Origin of the sequence: Caulobacter sp. (assembly GCF_039596335.1) — a bacterium.
GTDB lineage: Bacteria > Pseudomonadota > Alphaproteobacteria > Caulobacterales > Caulobacteraceae > Caulobacter.
This window is the reverse complement of record NZ_JBCNJZ010000002.1, coordinates 235,144-254,543: the sequence shown is the minus strand read 5'-3', so window position 1 is coordinate 254,543 and position 19,400 is coordinate 235,144. Positions and strand designations below refer to the sequence as shown.

21 protein-coding genes are annotated in these 19,400 nt (G+C 69.0%); 10 read left to right on the top strand and 11 right to left on the bottom strand.

What is annotated here, in order from left to right; translation table 11 throughout:
* The first annotated feature begins 89 nt into the window (after nucleotides 1-89).
* On the top strand, nucleotides 90-1,268 hold the full coding sequence (gene argE / locus ABDW31_RS05305) for an acetylornithine deacetylase (RefSeq protein ID WP_184715206.1): 1,179 nt from the start codon (nucleotides 90-92) through the stop codon (nucleotides 1,266-1,268).
* On the opposite strand, the gene ABDW31_RS05300 is transcribed toward argE, so the two are convergent.
* Complete coding sequence (locus ABDW31_RS05300) at nucleotides 1,231-2,268, bottom strand: glycosyltransferase family 2 protein (RefSeq protein ID WP_184715204.1); 1,038 nt, start codon at nucleotides 2,266-2,268, stop codon at nucleotides 1,231-1,233. The genes argE and ABDW31_RS05300 overlap by 38 nt on opposite strands.
* Before the next feature lie 32 nt (nucleotides 2,269-2,300).
* Here ABDW31_RS05300 and rfbC point away from each other — a divergent pair, with 32 nt between their 5' ends.
* The 3 genes from rfbC to ABDW31_RS05285 all read left to right on the top strand — a co-directional run bounded on the left by rfbC (nucleotide 2,301) and on the right by ABDW31_RS05285 (nucleotide 5,033).
* Nucleotides 2,301-2,864 carry a dTDP-4-dehydrorhamnose 3,5-epimerase gene (gene rfbC, locus ABDW31_RS05295; RefSeq protein WP_184715202.1) on the top strand — a complete coding sequence of 188 codons (564 nt, stop codon included), beginning with the start codon at nucleotides 2,301-2,303 and terminating at the stop codon, nucleotides 2,862-2,864.
* Nucleotides 2,865-2,866: 2 nt separating this feature from the next.
* Nucleotides 2,867-3,766 (top strand): alpha/beta hydrolase, encoded by a 900-nt coding sequence (locus ABDW31_RS05290; protein ID WP_184715200.1) that lies wholly within the window; start codon nucleotides 2,867-2,869, stop codon nucleotides 3,764-3,766.
* A 64-nt stretch (nucleotides 3,767-3,830) separates the two neighbouring features.
* Nucleotides 3,831-5,033: a threonine ammonia-lyase gene (locus ABDW31_RS05285; protein WP_184715198.1), complete on the top strand. Its 1,203-nt coding sequence runs from the start codon at nucleotides 3,831-3,833 to the stop codon at nucleotides 5,031-5,033.
* 131 nt (nucleotides 5,034-5,164) lie between these two features.
* Here the strand turns inward: ABDW31_RS05285 and ABDW31_RS05280 are convergent, their stop codons facing one another.
* Nucleotides 5,165-5,680, bottom strand: coding sequence for an FKBP-type peptidyl-prolyl cis-trans isomerase (locus tag ABDW31_RS05280; RefSeq protein ID WP_184715196.1), 516 nt, complete (start codon nucleotides 5,678-5,680; stop codon nucleotides 5,165-5,167).
* A 146-nt stretch (nucleotides 5,681-5,826) separates the two neighbouring features.
* On the opposite strand from ABDW31_RS05280, the gene galU reads away from it, so the two are divergent.
* Nucleotides 5,827-6,702, top strand: a complete 876-nt coding sequence (gene galU, locus ABDW31_RS05275; protein WP_184715194.1) for a UTP--glucose-1-phosphate uridylyltransferase GalU — start codon at nucleotides 5,827-5,829, stop codon at nucleotides 6,700-6,702.
* Between the two features lie 114 nt (nucleotides 6,703-6,816).
* Here galU and queG read toward each other — a convergent pair whose 3' ends face one another.
* The 5 genes from queG to ABDW31_RS05250 form a co-directional block, all read right to left on the bottom strand.
* Nucleotides 6,817-7,938, bottom strand: a complete 1,122-nt coding sequence (queG, locus tag ABDW31_RS05270) for a tRNA epoxyqueuosine(34) reductase QueG (protein ID WP_184715192.1) — start codon at nucleotides 7,936-7,938, stop codon at nucleotides 6,817-6,819.
* Complete coding sequence (locus ABDW31_RS05265) at nucleotides 7,919-8,605, bottom strand: glutathione S-transferase family protein (protein ID WP_184715190.1); 687 nt, start codon at nucleotides 8,603-8,605, stop codon at nucleotides 7,919-7,921. Before ABDW31_RS05265 ends, queG begins: the two co-directional genes overlap by 20 nt.
* A gap of 116 nt (nucleotides 8,606-8,721) precedes the next feature.
* Nucleotides 8,722-10,173 (bottom strand): D-glycero-beta-D-manno-heptose-7-phosphate kinase, encoded by a 1,452-nt coding sequence (rfaE1, locus tag ABDW31_RS05260; protein WP_343698417.1) that lies wholly within the window; start codon nucleotides 10,171-10,173, stop codon nucleotides 8,722-8,724.
* Nucleotides 10,174-10,205: 32 nt separating this feature from the next.
* Entirely contained in the window at nucleotides 10,206-11,126 is a 921-nt protein-coding gene (locus ABDW31_RS05255; RefSeq protein ID WP_184715186.1) for a cation diffusion facilitator family transporter, read from the bottom strand.
* 31 nt (nucleotides 11,127-11,157) lie between these two features.
* Nucleotides 11,158-12,243: a citrate synthase/methylcitrate synthase gene (locus ABDW31_RS05250; RefSeq protein WP_184715184.1), complete on the bottom strand. Its 1,086-nt coding sequence runs from the start codon at nucleotides 12,241-12,243 to the stop codon at nucleotides 11,158-11,160.
* Nucleotides 12,244-12,318: 75 nt separating this feature from the next.
* On the opposite strand from ABDW31_RS05250, the gene ABDW31_RS05245 reads away from it, so the two are divergent.
* Nucleotides 12,319-13,488, top strand: a complete 1,170-nt coding sequence (locus ABDW31_RS05245) for a citrate synthase family protein (protein WP_184715182.1) — start codon at nucleotides 12,319-12,321, stop codon at nucleotides 13,486-13,488.
* On the opposite strand, the gene ABDW31_RS05240 is transcribed toward ABDW31_RS05245, so the two are convergent.
* Complete coding sequence (locus ABDW31_RS05240) at nucleotides 13,464-14,492, bottom strand: ligase-associated DNA damage response exonuclease (protein ID WP_184715180.1); 1,029 nt, start codon at nucleotides 14,490-14,492, stop codon at nucleotides 13,464-13,466. The two genes, ABDW31_RS05245 and ABDW31_RS05240, sit on opposite strands and share 25 nt — an antisense overlap.
* A 24-nt stretch (nucleotides 14,493-14,516) precedes the next feature.
* Here ABDW31_RS05240 and ABDW31_RS05235 point away from each other — a divergent pair, with 24 nt between their 5' ends.
* From ABDW31_RS05235 to ABDW31_RS05225, 3 genes are all read left to right on the top strand, one after another.
* Nucleotides 14,517-15,014 (top strand): PaaI family thioesterase, encoded by a 498-nt coding sequence (locus tag ABDW31_RS05235; protein ID WP_184715178.1) that lies wholly within the window; start codon nucleotides 14,517-14,519, stop codon nucleotides 15,012-15,014.
* The gene (locus tag ABDW31_RS05230; protein ID WP_172267130.1) at nucleotides 15,014-15,433 is read left to right on the top strand and encodes a PaaI family thioesterase; all 420 of its coding nucleotides are present in this window, start codon (nucleotides 15,014-15,016) and stop codon (nucleotides 15,431-15,433) included. The genes ABDW31_RS05235 and ABDW31_RS05230 overlap by 1 nt, the downstream gene beginning before the upstream one ends.
* A gap of 221 nt (nucleotides 15,434-15,654) precedes the next feature.
* Entirely contained in the window at nucleotides 15,655-15,753 is a 99-nt protein-coding gene (locus ABDW31_RS05225) for a hypothetical protein (protein ID WP_184715176.1), read from the top strand.
* Nucleotides 15,754-15,851: 98 nt separating this feature from the next.
* Here the strand turns inward: ABDW31_RS05225 and ABDW31_RS05220 are convergent, their stop codons facing one another.
* A complete protein-coding gene (locus tag ABDW31_RS05220; RefSeq protein WP_184715174.1) occupies nucleotides 15,852-16,763 on the bottom strand; it encodes a histone deacetylase in 912 nt (303 codons plus the stop codon).
* A gap of 81 nt (nucleotides 16,764-16,844) precedes the next feature.
* On the opposite strand from ABDW31_RS05220, the gene ABDW31_RS05215 reads away from it, so the two are divergent.
* The gene (locus tag ABDW31_RS05215; RefSeq protein ID WP_184715172.1) at nucleotides 16,845-17,699 is read left to right on the top strand and encodes an acyl-CoA thioesterase II; all 855 of its coding nucleotides are present in this window, start codon (nucleotides 16,845-16,847) and stop codon (nucleotides 17,697-17,699) included.
* A 1-nt stretch (nucleotide 17,700) separates the two neighbouring features.
* Here ABDW31_RS05215 and ABDW31_RS05210 read toward each other — a convergent pair whose 3' ends face one another.
* Entirely contained in the window at nucleotides 17,701-18,747 is a 1,047-nt protein-coding gene (locus tag ABDW31_RS05210; RefSeq protein WP_184715170.1) for a S41 family peptidase, read from the bottom strand.
* A 60-nt stretch (nucleotides 18,748-18,807) separates the two neighbouring features.
* Nucleotides 18,808-19,392, bottom strand: a complete 585-nt coding sequence (locus ABDW31_RS05205; RefSeq protein ID WP_184723525.1) for an NUDIX hydrolase — start codon at nucleotides 19,390-19,392, stop codon at nucleotides 18,808-18,810.
* Between the last annotated feature and the right edge of the window lie 8 nt (nucleotides 19,393-19,400).

Here is a 19,400-nt window from a genome sequence, read left to right as displayed (position 1 = left end):
GTCCCGCCGGCCGCCGTTTTTGACCGCCGGCGGGGAGTTTTCCTAAAGCGGGGTGGGCGAGGCGCGAAGAACGGGTCTAGGCTCGACGGATGATTTCCTCCTCCGAAGTCCTGTCCGAACGCGCCATCGACATCCTGGCCAAGCTGGTGGCGTTCGACACCACCTCGCGCCGGTCGAACCTGGAGCTGATCCAGTGGATCGAGGCCTACCTCGCCCATCTCGACATTCCCTCGCGCCGCGTGCCGAACGCCGACGGGACCAAGAGCAACCTGATGGCCACCATCGGTCCGGCGGTCGAGGGCGGGGTCGTGCTGTCCGGCCATACCGACGTCGTACCAGTCGACGGCCAGCCGTGGTCCAGCGATCCGTGGACGCTGACGCAGCGCGACGGCCGGCTGTATGGCCGCGGGACCTGCGACATGAAGGGCTTTCTCGCCTTGGCCCTGGCCGCCGCGCCGGACCTGGCGAAGGCGACGCTGAAGAAGCCCGTCCATCTGGCCTTCTCTTATGACGAGGAGGTCGGCTGCCTAGGCGCGCCGGACATGATCGCGGTGATCGCCAGCGAGGTCCCGCGCCCGGCCCTCGTGGTGGTTGGCGAGCCCACCGACATGGTCGCCGTGCGCGGCCACAAGGGCATCGCCACCTTCACGGTCACCGTCACCGGCCGCGAAGCTCATTCCAGCCTCACCCACCTGGGCGTCTCGGCCAACACCATGGCGATCAAGCTGATGGCTATGCTGGTCGCGCTGGCGGAAAAGCTCGAGCGCCAGGCCGATCCCAGCTCGCCGTTCACGCCCAAGGGCGCAACCCTGACCGTCGGCATGGTCCATGGCGGTACGGCCGGCAACATCCTGGCGCGTGAGTGCAAGTTCCTGTTCGACCTGCGCACCCCGGCCGGCCTGGATCCGATGGCGATCCTGGCCGAGTTCTTTGCAGCGGCCGACGCCCTGGACGCGGAGATCAAGGCCAGGGCGCCCGAAGGTGGGGTCAGGGTCGAGCGCCGCTCGCTGACCCCGGCCCTCGCACCCGAGGAGGACGGCGTCGCCGAGGCTTTCGCCCGCAAGCTGGCCGGCGACAACGGTCCGGCCCGCGTCGTGCCCTATGCCGCCGAGGCCGGGCAATTCCAGGGCGCGGGTTTCTCGACCGTGATCTGCGGCCCCGGCTCGATCGACCAGGCCCACCAGCCCGACGAATATGTCCAGATCAGCCAGATGCAGCGCGGCGCGGCGTTTATGCGCCGGCTGATCGAGGACCTCGCCACTTCCTGATCACGAAGCGACGGCCGACGAAGGCCGCCGGGTCGATCGACATCACCCGCAGAATCGCGCCGGGCGAGACCTTTCGCTTGGCCTGGATCGCGCGGCGGTCGGCCATGACATGGTCGAGGTCCTCGCGCTTCAGCGCCGCTCTGATGCCGCGTATGGCCGGGGCGACGTCGCCGCGCCTCCAGTGCAACAGCAACAGACCCGCCGTCACCGCCACGTGCAGCGGCAGGGTGACGGGCAGCAGCCAACCGGGCGTGTTCTTCAGGAACGTCCAGACGCGGTTGCGCGAGCCGTGGAAGATCGAGAAGTCCGAGCGCACCCCGGTGCTGGCCGAACCGACATGGGCGACCTTCGCCTTCGGCAGCAGCAGGGTCGGCTGGCCGTACAGGCGCAGGCGGTAGCCCAGGTCGACGTCCTCGCAGTAGCAGAAGTAGCGCTCGTCGAAGCCACCGGCTTCCAGGAAAAGCGCGCGGTCGATCAGCATGGCCGCGCCGCAGGCCGAGAACACCTCGCCCTCGGGCAGATCGGCCGGGATCTTGCGGCCATACCCACCGCGGAACGGTATGCCCGCGCTGGTGACGTTGTCGCCGGCCCCGTCCAGTCGGCCCGGCTGGTCGGCCGACAGCTGCAGCGAGGCGAAGCTCTTGACCTCGGGGTGGCGCGCAACGCCGGCCATCAGCTCCGCCAGCCAGTCGGGCTCGGCATAGGCGTCGGGGTTCAGCAGCACCAGCCATCGGCCCTTGGCGCGCCGGATGGCGAAGTTGTTGCCGGCCGCGAACCCCAGATTGGCCCCGGCCTCGACGAAATCGACCCACGGATGGGCCTTCGCGGCGGCCTGCGGCGCGCCGTCGGTCGAGGCGTTGTCGATCAGGATGGTCTCGAAGTCGCGGAAGGTCTGGGCCGCCAGCCGCTCCAGGCACGGCGCCAGGGTCGGGCCGCTCTGGTAAGAGACGATGATCACGCTCACCGCCGGGCTCTTGTGTTCGATCGTCTCAGCCGGCATCGGTGGCGGGTTCGTTTCTCAAGGTACGCGTCATGAAGATCACGCCGCTGGCGATCCCCGAAGTGCTGCTTATCACGCCCGCGCGCCATGGCGATGAGCGCGGCTGGTTTTCCGAGACCTTCCGCCAATCGGCGCTGGAAGAGGCTGGATTTAAGGCCGCGTTCGTTCAGGACAACCATGTCCGCTCCACGACGCGCGGCATCCAGCGGGGCCTGCACTACCAGAAGCCGCCGCATGCCCAGGACAAGCTGTTGCGCTGCGTGGTCGGATCGATCTTCGACGTGGCGGTCGATATTCGCAAAGGCTCGCCGACCTACGGCCAATGGGTCGGGGCCGAACTGTCGGCCGAGAACCGCCAGCAACTGCTGGTCCCCAAGGGCTTCGCGCACGGCTACGTCACCCTGACCGACGCCTGCGAGGTGCTCTACAAGGTCACCGACTACTACGCCCCGCAGGCCGAGGGCGCGGTGCGCTGGAGCGACCCGGCCATCGCCATCGACTGGCCGATCCCGGTCGCCGAGATCACCGCCAACGACCGCGATAACGCAGCGCCGCTGCTGGCCGAGATCGACTCGCCCTTCGTCTACGAGGCCTGACCGTGAGCTTCACCGACTTCTTCTGGACCTCGTACGAAGGCCTGCCGCTGCATGCGCGGGACTATGCGCCTGTCGGTGAGAGCCAAAAGCTGCCGGTGATTTGCATCCACGGCCTGACGCGCAACGCCCGCGATTTCGAGGACCTCGCGCCGAAGATCGCCGCCACGGGCCGCCGGGTGCTGGCGGTCGACGTGCGCGGGCGGGGGCTGTCGGCGCACGACCCGAACCCGATGAACTACCATCCGGGGACCTACGCCGCCGACATCGTCGCGCTGCTGGACGCGGCGGGGATCGAGAAGGCGGTGTTCGTCGGCACCAGCATGGGCGGGCTGATCACCATGGTACTGACCTCGATCCGCCCCGAGGCGATCGCCGCCGTCGTGCTGAACGATGTCGGCCCCGAGCTGTCGCCCGTCGGTCTGGCCCGGATCGCCGGCTATACCGGTATGGCCAGCCGGTTCGAGACCTGGGACGAGGCCGTCGCCTACGCCCGCAGGATCAATGAAGCCGCCTTCCCAGCCTATGGCGCGCAGGACTGGGACGCCTTCGCCCGCCGGCTGTTCAACGAGCAGGACGGCGCCTTCGCCCTGGCCTACGACCCCGACATCGCCGCCCCGATCAAGGCCGCCGCCGAAGCCGCCGCCAAGACGCAGGCCGAAGGCGGCGCCGCTCTCGCCCCGCCGGACATGTATCCGCTGTTCCGGGCGCTGGCGAAGGAACGTCCGCTGCTGCTGGTGCGCGGCGGGATCTCGGACCTTATCGACCCCGCCATCGCCGAGCGCATGCACGCCGCTGCCCCCTCCATGATCTATGCTGAGGTCGCGAACGTCGGCCACGCGCCGATGCTGACCGAGCCGCAAGCGTGGGCGGCCATAGAAAACCTGCTGGAGACCGCGCCCTAAAGGGGTGTGCCCGGATGGCTTGGCCGTGGTAGAGGCCCCGCAAGTTCTCGTGTCCGGAGCGCCTATGACCCTCGACCTCGCCGCCATCCAAGCCGCCGCCGGCCGCCTGAAGGGTCAAGTCGAGCGCACGCCGTGCCGCTATTCCAAGACCCTGTCGAAGATTACCGGGGCCGAGGTCTGGGTGAAGTTCGAGAACCTGCAGTTCACCGCCGCCTACAAGGAGCGCGGCGCGCTGAACAAGCTGATGCTGCTCTCGGAAGCCGAGAAGAAGCAGGGCGTGATCGCCGCCAGCGCCGGCAACCACGCCCAGGGCCTGGCCTATCACGGCGCCCGCCTGGGCGTGCCGGTCACCATCGTCATGCCTAAGACCACGCCGTTCGTGAAGGTGCAGCACACCCGCGACTTCGGCGCGACCGTGGTCATCGAGGGCGAGACCTATGACGACGCCGCCGCCCACGCCCGCAAGCTGCGCGACGACCAGGGCCTGACCTTCGTCCACCCGTTCGACGACTACGACATCATGGCCGGCCAGGGCACGATCGCCCTGGAGATGCTGGAGGACGCGCCGGACCTGGAGATCCTGCCCGTGCCGATCGGCGGCGGCGGCCTGATCAGCGGCGTGGCCACGGCGGCCAAGGCCCTGAACCCCGACATCCGCATCGTCGGCTGCGAGCCGGCCATGTACCCGTCCTTCACCGCCCGCATGCGCGGCGTCGCGGCCCACTGCGGCGGCCAGACCATCGCCGAGGGGGTCGCGGTCAAGCAGGTCGGCGACCTGACCTACGGCGTCGTGCGCCCGCTGATCGACGACGTGCTGCTGCTGGAAGAGCCCCACCTGGAGCAGGCCGTCTCGCTGTACTGCAATGTCGAGAAGACCATCGCCGAGGGCGCCGGCGCGGCCTCGCTGGCGGCGCTGCTGGCCTATCCGGAACGTTTCCGCGGCAAGAAGTGCGGTCTGATCCTGTGCGGCGGCAACATCGACACCCGCCTGCTGGCCTCGGTCCTGACCCGCGAACTGGTCCGCGCCCAGCGCCTGGCCAGCTTGCGGATCATCGGCGACGATCGTCCGGGCCTGCTGTCGACCGTGGCCTCGGTGATCGGGACCATGGGCGCCAACATCATCGAGGTGAACCACAACCGCCTGGCCCTGGACGTCCCGGCCAAGGGCGCGGAGTTCGACATCACCATCGAAACCCGCGACGCCCAGCACACCCAGGAGGTCATGGACGCCCTGCGCGAGAGCGGCTACCCGCCGCGGGTGGTCTGAGGCCTTAGCGCCCCCTCCGGCCCTTCGGGCCACCTCCCCCGCTTCGCAGGGGAGGAGAGATCCCGTCCTCCCCCGTGCAACGGGGGAGGTGGATCGGCGCGCAGCGGCGAGACGGAGGGGGCGCTACACCGCTATTCCTTCGGCTGGCCCGGTCCGATCCGGTTCACGTCCAGCAGCTCGATGCGGAAGATCATCACGCTGTTGGCCGGGATCGGGCCCTTGTCCTGGGCGCCATAGCCCAGGGCCGGCGGCACATAGAGGATCCATTCATCGCCGGCCTTCATGCGCTGCAGGGCGATGACCCAGGCCGGCACCAGGCCGTCCAGCGGGAACACGGCCGGCACGCCGCGCTCGTAGCTGCTATCGAACACCGTGCCGTCCAGCAGCTTGCCCTCGTAGTGGACCTTGACCTCGTCGGCCTTGCTCGGGTGCATGCCGCCGTTCGGCCCGTCGCGCACCACCTTGTACTGCAGGCCCTCGGGCAGGGTGACGACGCCGGGCTCCTTGGCGTTCTTGGCCATGAAGGCGTCGGCGATGGTCAGGTTCTCCTGCGCCTTCTTGCTGGGACCGCAGGCGGCCAGGGTCAGGCCGACGGCGGCGAGGGTTAAGAGCAGGGCGCGGCGATGCATGAAAAGAACCTCGAACAATCAGACCGCTCAGCTAGCACGGACCGCCCGGGATTCCATCTCCGGACGAACACGCCGGCGCGGTCGAACAATTTTCACGGAACAGTGGTGGCTTTGTTTGGAAACGTTTTCTAGAAACGACCACCCAATACTCTGACGAGACGCCCATGAAACCCGTTCGTAAAGCCGTCCTTCCCGTCGCCGGTCTCGGCACCCGTGTCCTGCCGGGCACCAAGACCACGCCGAAGGAACTGCTGAACGTCGTCGACCGACCGATCCTGTCCTACATCGTCGAGGAAGGCCGCAAGGCGGGCATCGAGCACTTCGTCTTCGTCACCGGCCGCAGCAAGGGCGCGATCGAGGACTATTTCGACCACCAGGTCGAGCTGGAGGCCCAGCTGGAGGCCAAGGGCAAGACCGATATCTTGAAGCAACTGCGCGACGAGCTGCCCAAGCCGGGCGAGATGAGCTTCGTGCGCCAGATGGCCCCGCTGGGCCTGGGCCACGCCGTCTGGTGCGCCCGCGACATCATCGGCGACGAGCCGTTCGCGGTCATGCTGCCCGACGTCATCGTCGATGCTGATCCCTCGGCCCTGGGCCAGCTGATCGAGGTCTATGACAAGGTCGGCGGCGGCAACGTCATCGGCGTCGAGGAAGTGCCGGAAAGCGAGACCCACAAGTACGGCATCGTCGCCCCGGGCGAGGTGAACGGCCGCCTGGCCACCATGACCGGCATGGTCGAGAAGCCGGCCAAGGGCACGGCCCCCTCGAACTGGTCGATCGCCGGCCGCTACATCCTGCAGCCCGAGATCTTCGAGCTGCTGGCCAGCCAGGAGAAGGGCGCGGGCAACGAGATCCAGCTGACGGACTCGATGGCCAAGCTGATGACCCAGCAGAAGTTCCACGCCTATGTTTACGAAGGCGCCACCCACGACTGCGGCGACAAGATCGGCCTGCTGAAGGCCAATGTCGCCCTGGCCCTGAAGCGCCCCGACCTGGGCGTCGCCGCCCGCGCGGCGGTGGAAGCGGCGCTGAAGGCGTAACTCCCCCCACCTGACCTGCTTCGCAGGTCGTCCGCCCCCAAAGGCGGGCGGAAGGAAAAAACGGCCTTCTTCCCCCTTTGGGGGAGGAGGGCCGTTAGGCCCGGAGGGGGCAAGTCAGACCCACTCCGCCAAGACCTCGGGATCGTGCTCCGCGCCCTTCAACGCCAGCGCCGCCTCCCCGATGAGCCGTCGCGCGGCCCATATCGCCGCGCCGCGCACCACGGGCGCGGGGTCCGCCAGCAGCGGCTCGACCACCGCCATCAGCCTCGTATCGCCACTGTTGCCGATCGCGTAGAGCACGTTGCGCACGAAGCGGTCCCGCCCGATCCGCTTGATCGGGTTCTTCGAGAACAGCGCCCGGAATTCCGCGTCGTCCAGCCCCGCCAGCTCGGCCAGCGACGGCTGCTTCAGCGCCGCGCGGGCCTGCAGCTTGGCCTCGCTGGAGAGGCTGGCGAACTTGTTCCACGGACAGATCGCCAGGCAGTCGTCGCAGCCATAGATCCGATTGCCCAGGGCCGGCCGGAATTCGGCCGGGATCGGCCCCGACAGCTCGATGGTCAGGTACGAGATGCAGCGCCGCGCATCCAGCTGGCGCGGGGCCGGGAAGGCGTTGGTCGGGCAGATGTCGAGGCAGGCGCTGCAGCGGCCGCAGTGGTCGACCTCGGGCGCGTCCGGCGGCAGGTCCAGGGTGGTCAGCACGCTGCCCAGGAACAGCCACGAGCCGAACTGGCGCGACACGAGGTTGGTGTGCTTGCCTTGCCAGCCCAGGCCCGCGCGCTGGGCCAGGGGCTTTTCCATCAGGGGCGCGGTGTCGACGAACACCTTCACGTCGTTGCCGAACCGGCGGTGCATCCAGCCGGCCAGCACCTTCAGGCGCTTCTTTATGACGTCGTGGTAGTCGTCGCCTTGGGCGTAGACCGAGATGGCCGCGTCGCTGGTCACCTTCAGCTGTTCCAGCGGATCGATGTCGGGGCCGTAGTTGACACCCAGCACCACCGCCGAGCGCGCCTCCGTCCACATGGCGGTCGGATGCGAACGCCGCTCCAGCGTCTCCTCCATCCAGCCCATGTCGCCGTGACGCTCGGCCACCACGAATTCGCGCAGCCATTCGCCATTGGGCCAAGCAGCGGCGGCGTCGGCGAAGCCGCAGGTCGAGAACCCTAGCTTGAGGGCCTCGGCGCGGATCTCGTCCTTGATCGCGTCAGGAGAAGAAAGCTCAGAAATCGAGGTCGTCATAGTGCGCGGCCGGCGCGAGGCCGGGCCAGCGGTCGGCCAGGATCGGGCGGAAGGCCGGCCTCGACTTCAGCTTCATGTACCAGGTCTTGGCCGTCGGGAAGTCCTTCCAAGGCACGTCGCCGAAATAGTCGATCACCGACAGGTGGGCGGCGGCGGCGAAATCGGCCAGGCTCATGCGGCGTCCGGCCAGCCAGTCGCGGGTCTGCAGCAGGCCGTCGACATAGCCCAGGTGGTGGCGCAGCGCCTCGCGACCCTGGCGCAGGGCGGCCAGGTCCGGCGCGCCCATGCGCAGCAGCCGCTTCTCCATCTTCTCGTGCAGCAGGAAGCCGTTGACCTCGTTGTCGAACTTGCGGTCGAACCACTGCAGCAGGCGGCGGGCCTCGGCGCGTTCGCCGGCGTCGCGGCCCAGCAGGGCCGGCTCGCTCTCGGTCTCCTCGATGTGCTCGAGGATGGCGCGCGTCTCGCAGACCACCAGGTTGCGCTGGTTGCGGGTCTCGACCAGCACCGGCGGCAGGCCCGACGGGTTCAGGGCCGTGAACTCGGGCGGCATCTCCCAATAGCGGACCTGGATCTCGACGAACGGCAGCCGCTTCTCGCCCAGCGCCAGACGCACCTGTCGCGAGGCGGGGTCCAGCGGGAAATGGTGGAGGGTGCGTTCGACGCTCATGCCCAGGTGCGCTCAGGCTGCATCGAAAGAGCGATGCGCCGCTTTGCTTAACAAGAGATTGCCGAACGGCGTTTAGCCTGGAAATCCAGGCTTTTGCGCGGCGCTTTTACTCAAGGTCAGCTGTTCATCCGAGCAATGAGGTTCGTGGTGCTCTGGCCCTGCTTCAGCTCGGCCAGCACCACCTTGCCGCCATAGCCCAGCACGATGTCCGAACCGACCACGGTTTCGACCGTGTAGTCGGCGCCCTTGACCAGCACGTCGGGACGGAAGGCCTCGATCAGGTTCAGCGGCGTGTCCTCGTCGAACAGCACCACCAGGTCCACCGACGACAGCGAGGCCAGCACCGTGGCGCGGCCCTGCTCCTTCTGCACCGGGCGGGTCGGGCCCTTCAGCTTCGACACCGAGGCGTCGGTGTTGAGGCCGACGATCAGCCGGTCGCAGGCCGCCTTGGCCTGGCTGAGCAGCGAGACGTGGCCGGGATGCAGCAAATCAAAGCAGCCGTTGGTGAAGCCGACCTTCAGGCCGCGCGCGCGCCAGCCCTCGACGATCTCCACGGCGTGGTCGCGGTCGGCGATCTTGATCTCGCCGGGCTCACCCTCGGCCGAGCCGGCGCGGGCGGTCAGCTCGGCGGCGGTGACGACGTCGGTGCCCAGCTTGGCGACCACCAGGCCGCCGGCCAGGTTGGCCAGATGCGCGGCGTCGGCCAGGCTGGCGCCGGCCGCCACGGCCAGGGCCAGGGTCGCGGCCACGGTGTCGCCGGCCCCCGAGACATCGAACACCTCGACCGCCGTCGCCGGCAGGTGGACGTGCGGCTGGCCACGCACCGACAGGGTCATGCCCGCGCCGCCGCGGGTGATCAGGGCCGCCTCCAGCCCCGGGGCCATGGCCAGGATCGCCGCGCCGGCTTCCTCCGAGGCCTCGTCGGAATTGTCGACGACGCCGGTGGCCTCGGCGGCCTCCTTGCGGTTCGGCTTGATCAGGGTCGCGCCGTCGTAGCGCGCGAAGTCGCGGCTCTTGGGGTCGACGATCACCGGCTTGCCCAAAGCGCGGGCGGCGTCGATCGCTCCGCGCACGACCTCGGCGGTCAGCACGCCCTTGGCGTAGTCGGACAGCACCACGACGTCGGCCGAGGCGAGGCGCGCCTTGAACGCCGCCAGCAGGGCCGCGCCGTCGCCGGGGCCGCGATCCTCGCGGTCGACGCGCAGCATCTGGTGCGCGCCCGAGATGTAGCGGACCTTCTCGGTCGTGCGGCGCTTGGGATCGGCGACGAGCTCGGCGTCCAGGCCGTGCTCGACGTCGATCATGCCGCGCAGGGCCGCGCCGGCCTCGTCCTGGCCCACTAGGCCAATCAGCACCGCCTTGGCGCCCAGGGCGGCGACGTTGCGGGCGACGTTGCCCGCTCCGCCCAGCATGGCCGTTTCCTTCTCGACCGCGATCACCGGCACCGGCGCCTCGGGCGAGATGCGGTCGACCGCGCCGTAGATGAAGCGGTCCAGCATCACGTCGCCGAGGACCATAACGGTCTTGTCGGCGAAGGCGCGGGGCAGGTGGGCGAGCGTGTCGTTCATGCGGAGTTTTCGTACCTAGCCGCCCCGAAAACTCAACCCTCGACGCCCTCGGCGAAGACGCCGCCGTGCTTCTCGGCCAGGCCCCTCGGGTCGGGGTGGATGATGATGTCGGCCGAGGGAAAGGCCTCCAGCAGGCGGTTCTCGGCGGCGACGATGACGCTGTGGGCCTCGGCCAGCGAGATCTCGGCGGGCAGGTCGGCGTGCATCTGCATGTGGATATAGGGGCCCGAGGCCCGCGTGCGCAGCTGGTGGACGCCCAGGACGCGCGGGTCGGCGGTGGCCAGGGCCACGATCCGCTCGCGCTCCGCCTCGGGCAATTCGCGGTCCAGCAGCTGGTCCGAGGCCTCGCGGAAGACGCCGATCGCGCCCCAGATCAGCCACAGCGCCACGATCAGGCCCGCCGCCGCGTCGACCCAGGTCAGGCCCAGCCAGCTGGCCGCCGCGACCCCGACCAGGGCCACGGCGTTCGAGCCGAGGTCGGCGGCGTAGTGGGCGCGGTCGCCGGCGATGGCGATCGAGCCGCTGGCCTTCAGCACCCGGCCCTGGGCGGTGATCAAGGCGAGGGTCAGGACGATCGAGATCGCCATCACGACCACTCCGGCCAGGCCGTGCTCGACCGGACTGGGGTTGAAGAAGGCGTGGAAGGCCTCGCGTCCGATCAGCGCGCCCGAGGCGAACACCAGCCCGCCCTGCAGCAGGCTCGAGAACGCCTCGGCCTTGCCGTGACCGAACCGGTGCTCGGCGTCCGGCGGCACGGCGGCGTAGCGGACGGCGTAGAGCGTGATCAGCGAGGCGACTAGGTCCAGCGCCGAGTCCGACAGCGAGGCCAGGATCGCCACCGAGCCGCTGGCCCACCAGGCGATCGCCTTGACGATGATCAGCACCGTCGCGGTGGCGACGGACAGCAGAGCGACGTTGCGGGTGGCCTTGGGGTCGGCGGCGGACAGGGACATGGTCCCTATCTACCGCACCCCGCGCCGAAGGCTAAGCCGCCACGCGCACTTGAGGACCCACATAGACCGACTGCGGCCGGATCAGCCGTCCGCCGGACAGCTGCTCGCGGGCGTGGGCCAGCCAGCCGGCGACACGCCCCATGGCAAAGACGCAGGTGAAGCTGGACGGCGGCAGGCCCAGGGCCTCCAGCAGCAGCGCCGTGTAGAACTCGACATTGGTGTCCAGCGGCCGGTCGGGCTTGTGCTCGCGCAGGATCTCCAGCGCCGCCTGCTCGACGGCCTCGGCAAAGGTAAGCCGTCCAGGAAAGCATTCGGAGGCCGCCGCCAGCTTGCGCACAGCCGCCTTCAGGGCGTCGGCGCGCGGGTCGCGGACGCGATAGATGCGGTGGCCGAAACCCATCAGCCGATCGCCGCGCGCCAGGGCCTTTTCCAGCCAGGGGCGGGCGTTCTCGGGTGCCCCGATCGCGTCCAGCATCTCGATCACAGGGCCGGGCGCGCCGCCGTGCAGCGGGCCCTTCAGGGCCGACAGCCCGGCTAGCACCGCCGAGGTCAGGCCCGCGCGGGTCGAGGCCACCACCCGGGCGGCGAAGGTCGAGGCGTTCAGGCCGTGATCGCAGACCGTGACCAGGTAGGCGTCCAGCGCCGCGGCCTCGGCGTCGGTCGCCGGCGTTCCGCGCGTCATCCGCAGGATGTCGGCGGCGTGCGACAGGGCCGGATCGGGCGCGACCGGGCTCTGGCCCTGAGCGACGCGCAGGACGGCGGGGGTGAACACGGCCGGAGCGGCGATTAGCAGCAGGGCGGTCGGCAGGTCGTCGCCGTCGGGCAGGCGGGCCAAGAGGGCGCGCATGGCCTCGACCGGATCGCGGCGGGCCAGGCCCTCGTCCAGGGCGGCGACCTCGGCGAAGGCGCGGACCCGGGCCTCGCCCAGGGCCGGCGCCAGGTCGCTGGGCATATCCTCGAAGAAGCCGTCGAACAGCAGGTGCGCGGCCTCCTCATAGCGGGTGCGGCCCGACAGATCCTCGACGGCATAGCCACGGATCACCAAGCGGCCCTTGGCGCCGTCGACATCGGACAGAACGGTGTGGGCGGCGATGGCGCCCTCAAGACCATCGGACATGTGTGGTCTCCTTTCGTCCGCCAGAACGCGCCCTACCCGCTTGATCGTCAATCTTGATCAATATAATCAATCTATATGGCAGATTGGCTCGACGCGGATCAGGTTTTGGAGCGGTTGGGGATCCGGCCGCAGACGCTCTACGCCTATGTCAGCCGGGGCCGGATCGAAGCGGCCGCCCATCCGCACGATCCGCGCCGCAGCCTCTACCGCGCCTCGGACGTCGCGGCCCTGGCCCAGAAGAAGGCGCGCGGCCGCCGCGCCGCCGACGTCGCCGCCCAGGCCATCGCCTGGGGCGAACCGGTCCTGCCCTCGGCCATCACCACCATCGCCGGCGGCCGCCTGTGGTATCGCGGCCAGGACGCCGTACACCTCGCCGAAAGGCTAAGTTTCGAGGAGGCCGCCAGGCTGCTGCGGGGCGGCCACGGCGCGGCGTTGCTAGCGGTTCAGCGCCCGATCCCCCCCCTGGCTCCCGACGCCCGCGCGCGACTGTTCCTGACCCTGGCTGCCCGGGCCGGTCGCGAGCCCCCGGCCCGAGGCCGCGCACCGCTGGCCCTGGCCATGGAGGCCGCCGACCTGCTGGAGGCCGTGGTCGACGCCGCCACCGGCCAGACCGGCGAAGGCCCAGCCCACGCCCGCTTCGCCGCCGCCTGGGGCCTGAACGCCGCCGGCGCCGATCTTGTCCGCCGTACGCTGGTCCTGCTAGCCGACCACGAACTGAACGCCTCGACCTTCGCCACCCGGGTGGCGGCTTCGACCGGGGCGTCGTTGTCGGCGGCTTGCCTGGCGGGATTGTCGGCGCTTTCCGGGCCTCTGCACGGCGGTATGGCCGCAAGGGTCGAGGCCTTCGTCGAGGAGGCTGAGCGCCGCGATCCCGGCCACGCGGTGTCCGCCCGCCTGGCGCGCGGCGCGTCGATGCCCGGCTTCGACCATCCGCTCTATCCCGACGGCGATCCCCGCGCCGCGGCGCTGCTGGCAGCGTTCGAGGCCCCTCACCTCCTGGCCGCGCTACGGACGACGACAGAAGACGCCACGGGCCTCGCGCCCAATATCGACTTCGCCCTGGTGAGCCTAGCCCGCACCCTGAAACTGCCGCCGGACGCGCCGTTCATCCTGTTCGCCACGGCCCGCAGCGCCGGCTGGACCGCTCACGCCATCGAACAGCTGCAGACGGGCCGCTTGATCCGGCCGCGCGCGCGATATGTCGGCGAGGCCCCGGCGGGCTACTCGCCCTCTTCCTCGTCATAGCCGACCAGCCGCAGCGCCCGGGCTGGCAGGCCTTCCAGTTCGCACCAGCGCTCCAGCGCCTCTTCGCGACCGTGGGTGATCCACACCTCGCCGGGACGCAGCTCAGACAACGTGGCGGTCAGCTCGTCCCAGTCGGCGTGGTCGGACAGGATCAGCGGCACTTCCACGCCACGCTGGCGGGCTCTGGCCCGCACCCGCATCCAGCCCGAAGCGAAGCAGTCGACCGGATCGGGGAAGCGGCGCGACCAGCGGTCGGCCGTGGCGCTGGGCGGCGCGATGACGATCTGGCCGGCGAAGGCGTCCTTGGGTCCGGATGCGGTCGCCGGGGCCAGCGGGCCGAGCTCGACGCCGTGCGCCTCGTAGAGCGCGTTCAGCTTCTCCAGCGCCCCATGCACGAAGATCGTCTTGTCCCAGCCGCCCTCGCGCAGCAGCCGGATCACCCGCTGGGCCTTACCAAGCGCATAGGCCCCGACCAGATGGCAGCGCTCGGGGAACTGCTCGACCGAGGCCAGCAGACTGCGGATCTCGTCGGCGTCGTCGGGATGTCGAAAGACCGGCAGGCCGAACGTCGCCTCGGTGATGAAGACGTCGCACGGCACGGGCTCGAAGCGGGCGCAGGTCGGATCGCGGCGACGCTTGTAATCGCCGGACACCACCATGGTCAGGCCCTTCCAGCGCACCACCGCCTGGGCCGAGCCCAGCACGTGGCCGGCCGGGACCAAAGTGACCTCGACGCCGTTGTGGCTGATCGTCTGGCCATAAGGCACGGCCTGGCGGCGCTCGGTGAAGTCCTCGCCGTAGCGCGTCGCCATGATCGCCAGGGTCTCGGGCGTCGCCGCCACCGCCCCATGCCCGGCGCGGGCGTGGTCGGCATGGCCATGGGTGATCACCGCCCGGTCCACGGGGCGGACGGGGTCGATGTAAAAGTCTCCCGGCGGGCAGTAGAGGCCATCCGGCCGGGGACAGAGAAGGTCTTCGGGTCTGATCACGGCTGGCAATGACAACGCGGAAGACGCTAAGCCTATCCCATGAGCGACAACGAGCAGACGAAACTCATCGCCGCAGCGATGAACGAGGGCAGTCCGCAGGCCAAGGCCCTGGGCTTCTCTACCCTGGAAATCGGCGACGCGGTGGCGATCCTGAAGGTGCCCTACCGCCCTGAGATCGTCGGCGATCCGGAAACGGGCGTCATCGCCGGCGGTGTGGTCACCACCCTGCTGGACCATGCCAGCGGCCAGGCCGTGCACGCGGCCATGGAAAACTTCACCTCGATCGCCACGCTCGATCTGCGCATCGACTACATGCGCGCGGCGGAGCCGGGGCTGGACGTCATGGCCCGGGCCCATTGCTACAAGCTGACCCGCTCGGTCGCCTTTGTCCGCGCCGTGGCCTACGACCGCGATCCCGAGGATCCCGTCGCCACCGCCCAGGCGACCTTCATGCTCGATAGCAGCGCCGGCAAGAAGCCGGGCGCCAACCTGAAGCCCTCGCGCGAGCCGCGCGCCAAGACCGGAAGCGTGGACTGATGAGCGACGCCGACACCCGCCTGGTCTCGATGCTGGACGCCATCCCCTACGCCCGCTTCCTGGGTGTGCGGGCCGAACTGGCCGGCGACGAGATGACCGCCGTCCTGCCATTCGCCCATCACATCGTCGGCAATCCGATGCTGCCGGCCATCCATGGCGGCGTGCTGGGGGCCTTCATGGAAATGACCGCTCTGGCCCAGCTGTCGGTCGCCGCGCCGATGAAGCGTCAGCCCCGGACCATCGATGTCTCGATCGAATATCTGCGCTCGGGCCGTCCGCTGACCACCTACGCCCGCGCCACGATCAAGAAATTGGGGCGCCGCATCGCCAACGTCCATGTCGAGGCCTGGCAGGAAACCCGCTCGGCGCCGATCGCTACGATGCGAGGCCTGTTCCTCGTCGCGCCCAGCGAGGACTGAGTTTAGGACGGGTTCGGACGATCGTCTCAGAGGATAAAGTTTCCCACGAAACGAAATTTCGAAGAAACATTAATCCCAGTTAATGCGCGATCAGGTGCGACATATTCCCTTAAATCGCCGTCATGAAGCATGAGTAACGTGCATTAACCCGAGTCAGCGCCTACATCCTTGCTCATCGGACGCCGACATGGCGTTCGCCAATGAAAACAGGGATCAAGACCATGACCATCAAGACCAACGCCGTCGCCGGCCTCGCCTCGCTCGTTCTGGCGGTTCTGCCGCTCGTCATCATCGCCGGCTCGCTCGCTTCGAGCTTCTAAGTGATCGCCGCGTAACCTCCGTCGGGCGAACCTTCGCCCCGACGGAGATGGCGACCTCAGGTCGCCCAAGACTGATTAGGGATAAGAGGCCCAAGGCCTCAGGAATACAGAGACTTGGCCGTCCGATGCAGGATGGCGTGGCGGGCAGCCAGGCGGTCGATATCCGCGTCGTAGCCGCCGCCGATGACCCCGACCACGGGGATCTCGCTCTCCAGACAAGCGCCCAGGACATAGGCCTCCCGTCGCCCCAGACCTTCGTCGGTCAGCGACAGTCGGCCCAGCTTGTCGTCCGCGTGGGGATCCACCCCTGCATTGAAGAAGACGATGTCCGGCCGGACGCTGGAAAGCAGCGCCGGCAGGATCTCTCCCACCTTTTCCAGATAGACTGCGTCGTCCGTGCCGTCGGCCAGCTCGATGTCGAGATCGCTGACCGCCTTGCGGTGCGGGAAGTTCTTCTCGGCGTGCATCGAAAAGGTGAAGACGCTGGGATCGTCCTCGAAGATCCGCGCCGTGCCGTCGCCCTGGTGAACGTCCAGGTCGACGACCAGGGCCTTGCCGATCTTGCCCTCGGCCAAAAGACGCCTTGCCGCCACCGCCACATCATTGAACACGCAGAAGCCCGCGCCGCTTTCCGCCGAAGCGTGATGGCTGCCGCCGGCGGTGTTGCAGGCTATGCCGTGCTCCAGGGCCAGGCGCGCGGCCAGCAGGGTGCCGCCGGTCGCCGCCCGGGCGCGGGTCGCGACGCTGTCAGTATTGGGCATGCCGATCCGCCGGACGACGTCGGGCGGCAGGATGAGCTCGATCACGCCCCGCACGTAGTCCTCGGTATGGGCCAGAAGCAGGGTCTCGACGTCGATGAACTCGGGCCGCACGAAGCCTACCGGCCCCGCCACGCCTTCGGCCTCCAGCATCGTGGCCAGGCGCGAGAACTTGTCCATCGGGAAGCGATGTCCGGCCGGCATTTCGGCGCGGAAGGCGGGGTGATGGATGATCGGGGGAGCAGAAGACATCGACCCACGATGGGGACCGCGACCGACTGACGCAAGGTCACGGCTTGCGGCGCCGCACAAGCGCGCTTATCGCACTGCTCCATGCAGACGACCGAGAACCTCGCCGACATCCTGGACCTCGAACCCATCGAGGTGAACCTGTTCCGGGGGGTCAGCCCTAACGACGGCTTCCCGCGCATCTTCGGCGGCCTCGTGATCGCCCAGGCCCTGCTGGCGGCCTACAAGACCGTGCCGGACCGGGTCTGTCACTCGCTGCATGCGTATTTCATCCGCCCCGGCGATGTGAACGCCCCAGTCCTGTACGAGGTCGAGCGGGCTCGCGACGGCGGCACCTTCACCACGCGCCGCGTGGCTGCGATCCAGCATGGCGAGCAGATCTTCAACCTGGCCTGCTCGTTCCAGACGCCGGAAGCCGGCTTCGAGCACCAGTCAGACATGCCCTCGGCGCCTGATCCGGAGACCCTGCCGACCGAGGCCGAGTTCCTGCGCAGCCTGGGCGACCAGATCCATCCGCGGATGCTGGCCCACCTGGAAAAGCCGCGCCCGGTCGATATCCGCTGGGTCGACATGCAGAACCCGGTCGCTCCGGTGAAGAAGTCGGGCACCAAGGAAGTCTGGATGCGGGCCAAGGCCCCGCTGGGCCATGACGTGAAGATGCAGCAGGCCGCCCTGGCCTATGCGTCGGACATGGCGTTCATGGAAAGCGCCCTGCGTCCGCACGGCCTGATCTGGACGACGCCGGGCCTGCAGGGCGCCAGCCTGGATCATGCCATGTGGTTCCACCACCCGTTCGACTTCAACGACTGGACCCTGTTCGCCCAGGACAGCCCCAGCGCCTCGCAGGGCCGGGGCTTGGTGCGCGGCCAGATGTTCAGCCGCGACGGCAAGCTCCTGGCATCGGTGGCCCAGGAATGCCTGATGCGCGTGCGCAAATAGCCTAGAGCCGCTGATCGCCGGCCAGCGCCGCCGCCGGGTCGGCGATGGCGTCGGCGCGTTCCTTTTCCGAGCGCGGGGTCACGACAAGCGGCTTGGCGACGCCAAGGGCCCGGCGATAGGCCTCGGTCAGGGCGCTTTCGGGCCGTGTCTCGACATCCGGCTGGACGCCGACGCCCTCCCAGCCCTTGCCAGTCAGCGGATGGATCGCCTGGCCGTTGGGCACGAACACCGACAGGCCAAAGCCCAGGGCGGGCGCATCGCGATTGGCCGGATTGCCGCCGCCGCGCGTGCGCGTCCCCACCAGCAGGCCGCGCTTGTTGGCCTGGATGTCGTAGGCGAACTCCTCGGCCGCCGAGAAGGTCCGGTTGGCGACCAGCACATAGACCGGCTTGTCAGCATAGAGCGGGCCCGAGGCCGGCACGTCGGCCTTGCGCTGCTCCACCGTCTCGCGGCCGTCCGGCTCTCGCCAGTGCAGGGCCGCCATGGTCAGCGGCGCGCGCGACAGATGGCCCAGCAGACGCTCGTCGGACGCCCCGCCGCCGCCGGTGTTCTCGCGCAGATCGATGATCAGGGCGTCGGTGTGCTGCAACAGAGCCATGGCGTCTTCGATGACCTGAGCCCCAGCCGCGGTTTGCTCGAAGTAGCGCAGCTTCAGATAGCCGATATTGCCTGGCAGGCGGCGGACGGCCATAAGGCCATAGGCCAGGCGCTGATCCAGCAGAGCCTGGTCGGCGTCGCTCATCGTCGGAGCCTGGGCGCTGGCGGTGGTCACCGACACCTTCAGATGCTGGTCGCCGGAGGTCTTCAAGGTGATGGCGCTGAGCGCCTGCGCCAGCTGTTCGCGGTCGTGGATCGCGACGAGGCGTTTGCGCTCGGTCTTCAGCACCGCCTGGACCTGACGCGCCTTGGCCGGGTCGAAATAGCCGTTGAGGTTCGAGACGAGCTTATCGACAACTTGGCCGGCCTGCTGGGTCGTCAGTTCCTCGGCCGCCAGGACGGGCGAGGCGACCGCGAGCGCGGCCAGAGCCGAAAGGACGAGAAGGCGCATGGCGAAAGCCCCGGTTGAACAGCGGGGCGAGGGGTCGCATCGCGCCGTCTCGAAGGCCAGTTAAGCCTCTGTCATGACCTTCTTGTCATCGACCGAGAACGCCGCCACGCCGGCCTCGACCAGACCCCGCAGCAGCGAGGCGGCCTGCATGCCGACGGTGAGCTCGCCGGCCAGCGCCATGCGCAGGGCCTCGGCGGGGCTGACCCAGAAGCTCTCGATGCGCTCGCCCGGATCGTCCTTGGGCTCGGCCACCCGGACGACGTCGCGGGCCAGCACGATATGGACGCGGTTGGTGTGGGTGCCGGCGTTGGGCCGGGTCTCACCGATCAGGGACAAGGTCCCGGCGCAGCCCGCCTCTTCCAGCAGCTCGCGGATGGCGGCGGCCACCGGATCGGTCTCGCCCTCGTCCATGCCGCCGGCCGGCAGCTCGGTGGAGACATCGCCAAGACCGTGGCGATACTGCCGGATCAGCAGGACGTTGTTCTGCGCGTCCAGCGCCACCACCTCGACCCAGTCGCGATATTCCAGGACGTAGTAGGGCGCGACCACCGCGCCCTCGTCGGTGACGCAGTCGTCGGCCCGCAGGCGGATCCAGGGATCCTGGTGAACAATGCGCGAGGCGGTGACCCGCCACTTTCCGCCCAATGTCGATT

Excerpts from the sequence above, each read along its gene's own strand:
- ABDW31_RS05220 (WP_184715174.1), bottom strand. The coding sequence starts at position 16,763 with ATGTCTTCTGCTCCCCCGATCATCCATCACCCCGCCTTCCGCGCCGAA.
- ABDW31_RS05230 (WP_172267130.1), top strand. The coding sequence starts at position 15,014 with ATGAGCGACGCCGACACCCGCCTGGTCTCGATGCTGGACGCCATCCCC.
- ABDW31_RS05225 (WP_184715176.1), top strand. The coding sequence starts at position 15,655 with ATGACCATCAAGACCAACGCCGTCGCCGGCCTCGCCTCGCTCGTTCTG.
- ABDW31_RS05245 (WP_184715182.1), top strand. The coding sequence starts at position 12,319 with ATGGCAGATTGGCTCGACGCGGATCAGGTTTTGGAGCGGTTGGGGATC.
- ABDW31_RS05250 (WP_184715184.1), bottom strand. The coding sequence starts at position 12,243 with ATGTCCGATGGTCTTGAGGGCGCCATCGCCGCCCACACCGTTCTGTCC.
- queG (WP_184715192.1), bottom strand. The coding sequence starts at position 7,938 with ATGACGACCTCGATTTCTGAGCTTTCTTCTCCTGACGCGATCAAGGAC.
- rfbC (WP_184715202.1), top strand. The coding sequence starts at position 2,301 with ATGAAGATCACGCCGCTGGCGATCCCCGAAGTGCTGCTTATCACGCCC.
- ABDW31_RS05255 (WP_184715186.1), bottom strand. The coding sequence starts at position 11,126 with ATGTCCCTGTCCGCCGCCGACCCCAAGGCCACCCGCAACGTCGCTCTG.
- ABDW31_RS05300 (WP_184715204.1), bottom strand. The coding sequence starts at position 2,268 with ATGCCGGCTGAGACGATCGAACACAAGAGCCCGGCGGTGAGCGTGATC.
- galU (WP_184715194.1), top strand. The coding sequence starts at position 5,827 with ATGAAACCCGTTCGTAAAGCCGTCCTTCCCGTCGCCGGTCTCGGCACC.
- rfaE1 (WP_343698417.1), bottom strand. The coding sequence starts at position 10,173 with ATGAACGACACGCTCGCCCACCTGCCCCGCGCCTTCGCCGACAAGACC.
- argE (WP_184715206.1), top strand. The coding sequence starts at position 90 with ATGATTTCCTCCTCCGAAGTCCTGTCCGAACGCGCCATCGACATCCTG.
- ABDW31_RS05235 (WP_184715178.1), top strand. The coding sequence starts at position 14,517 with ATGAGCGACAACGAGCAGACGAAACTCATCGCCGCAGCGATGAACGAG.
- ABDW31_RS05265 (WP_184715190.1), bottom strand. The coding sequence starts at position 8,605 with ATGAGCGTCGAACGCACCCTCCACCATTTCCCGCTGGACCCCGCCTCG.
- ABDW31_RS05210 (WP_184715170.1), bottom strand. The coding sequence starts at position 18,747 with ATGCGCCTTCTCGTCCTTTCGGCTCTGGCCGCGCTCGCGGTCGCCTCG.
- ABDW31_RS05285 (WP_184715198.1), top strand. The coding sequence starts at position 3,831 with ATGACCCTCGACCTCGCCGCCATCCAAGCCGCCGCCGGCCGCCTGAAG.
- ABDW31_RS05215 (WP_184715172.1), top strand. The coding sequence starts at position 16,845 with ATGCAGACGACCGAGAACCTCGCCGACATCCTGGACCTCGAACCCATC.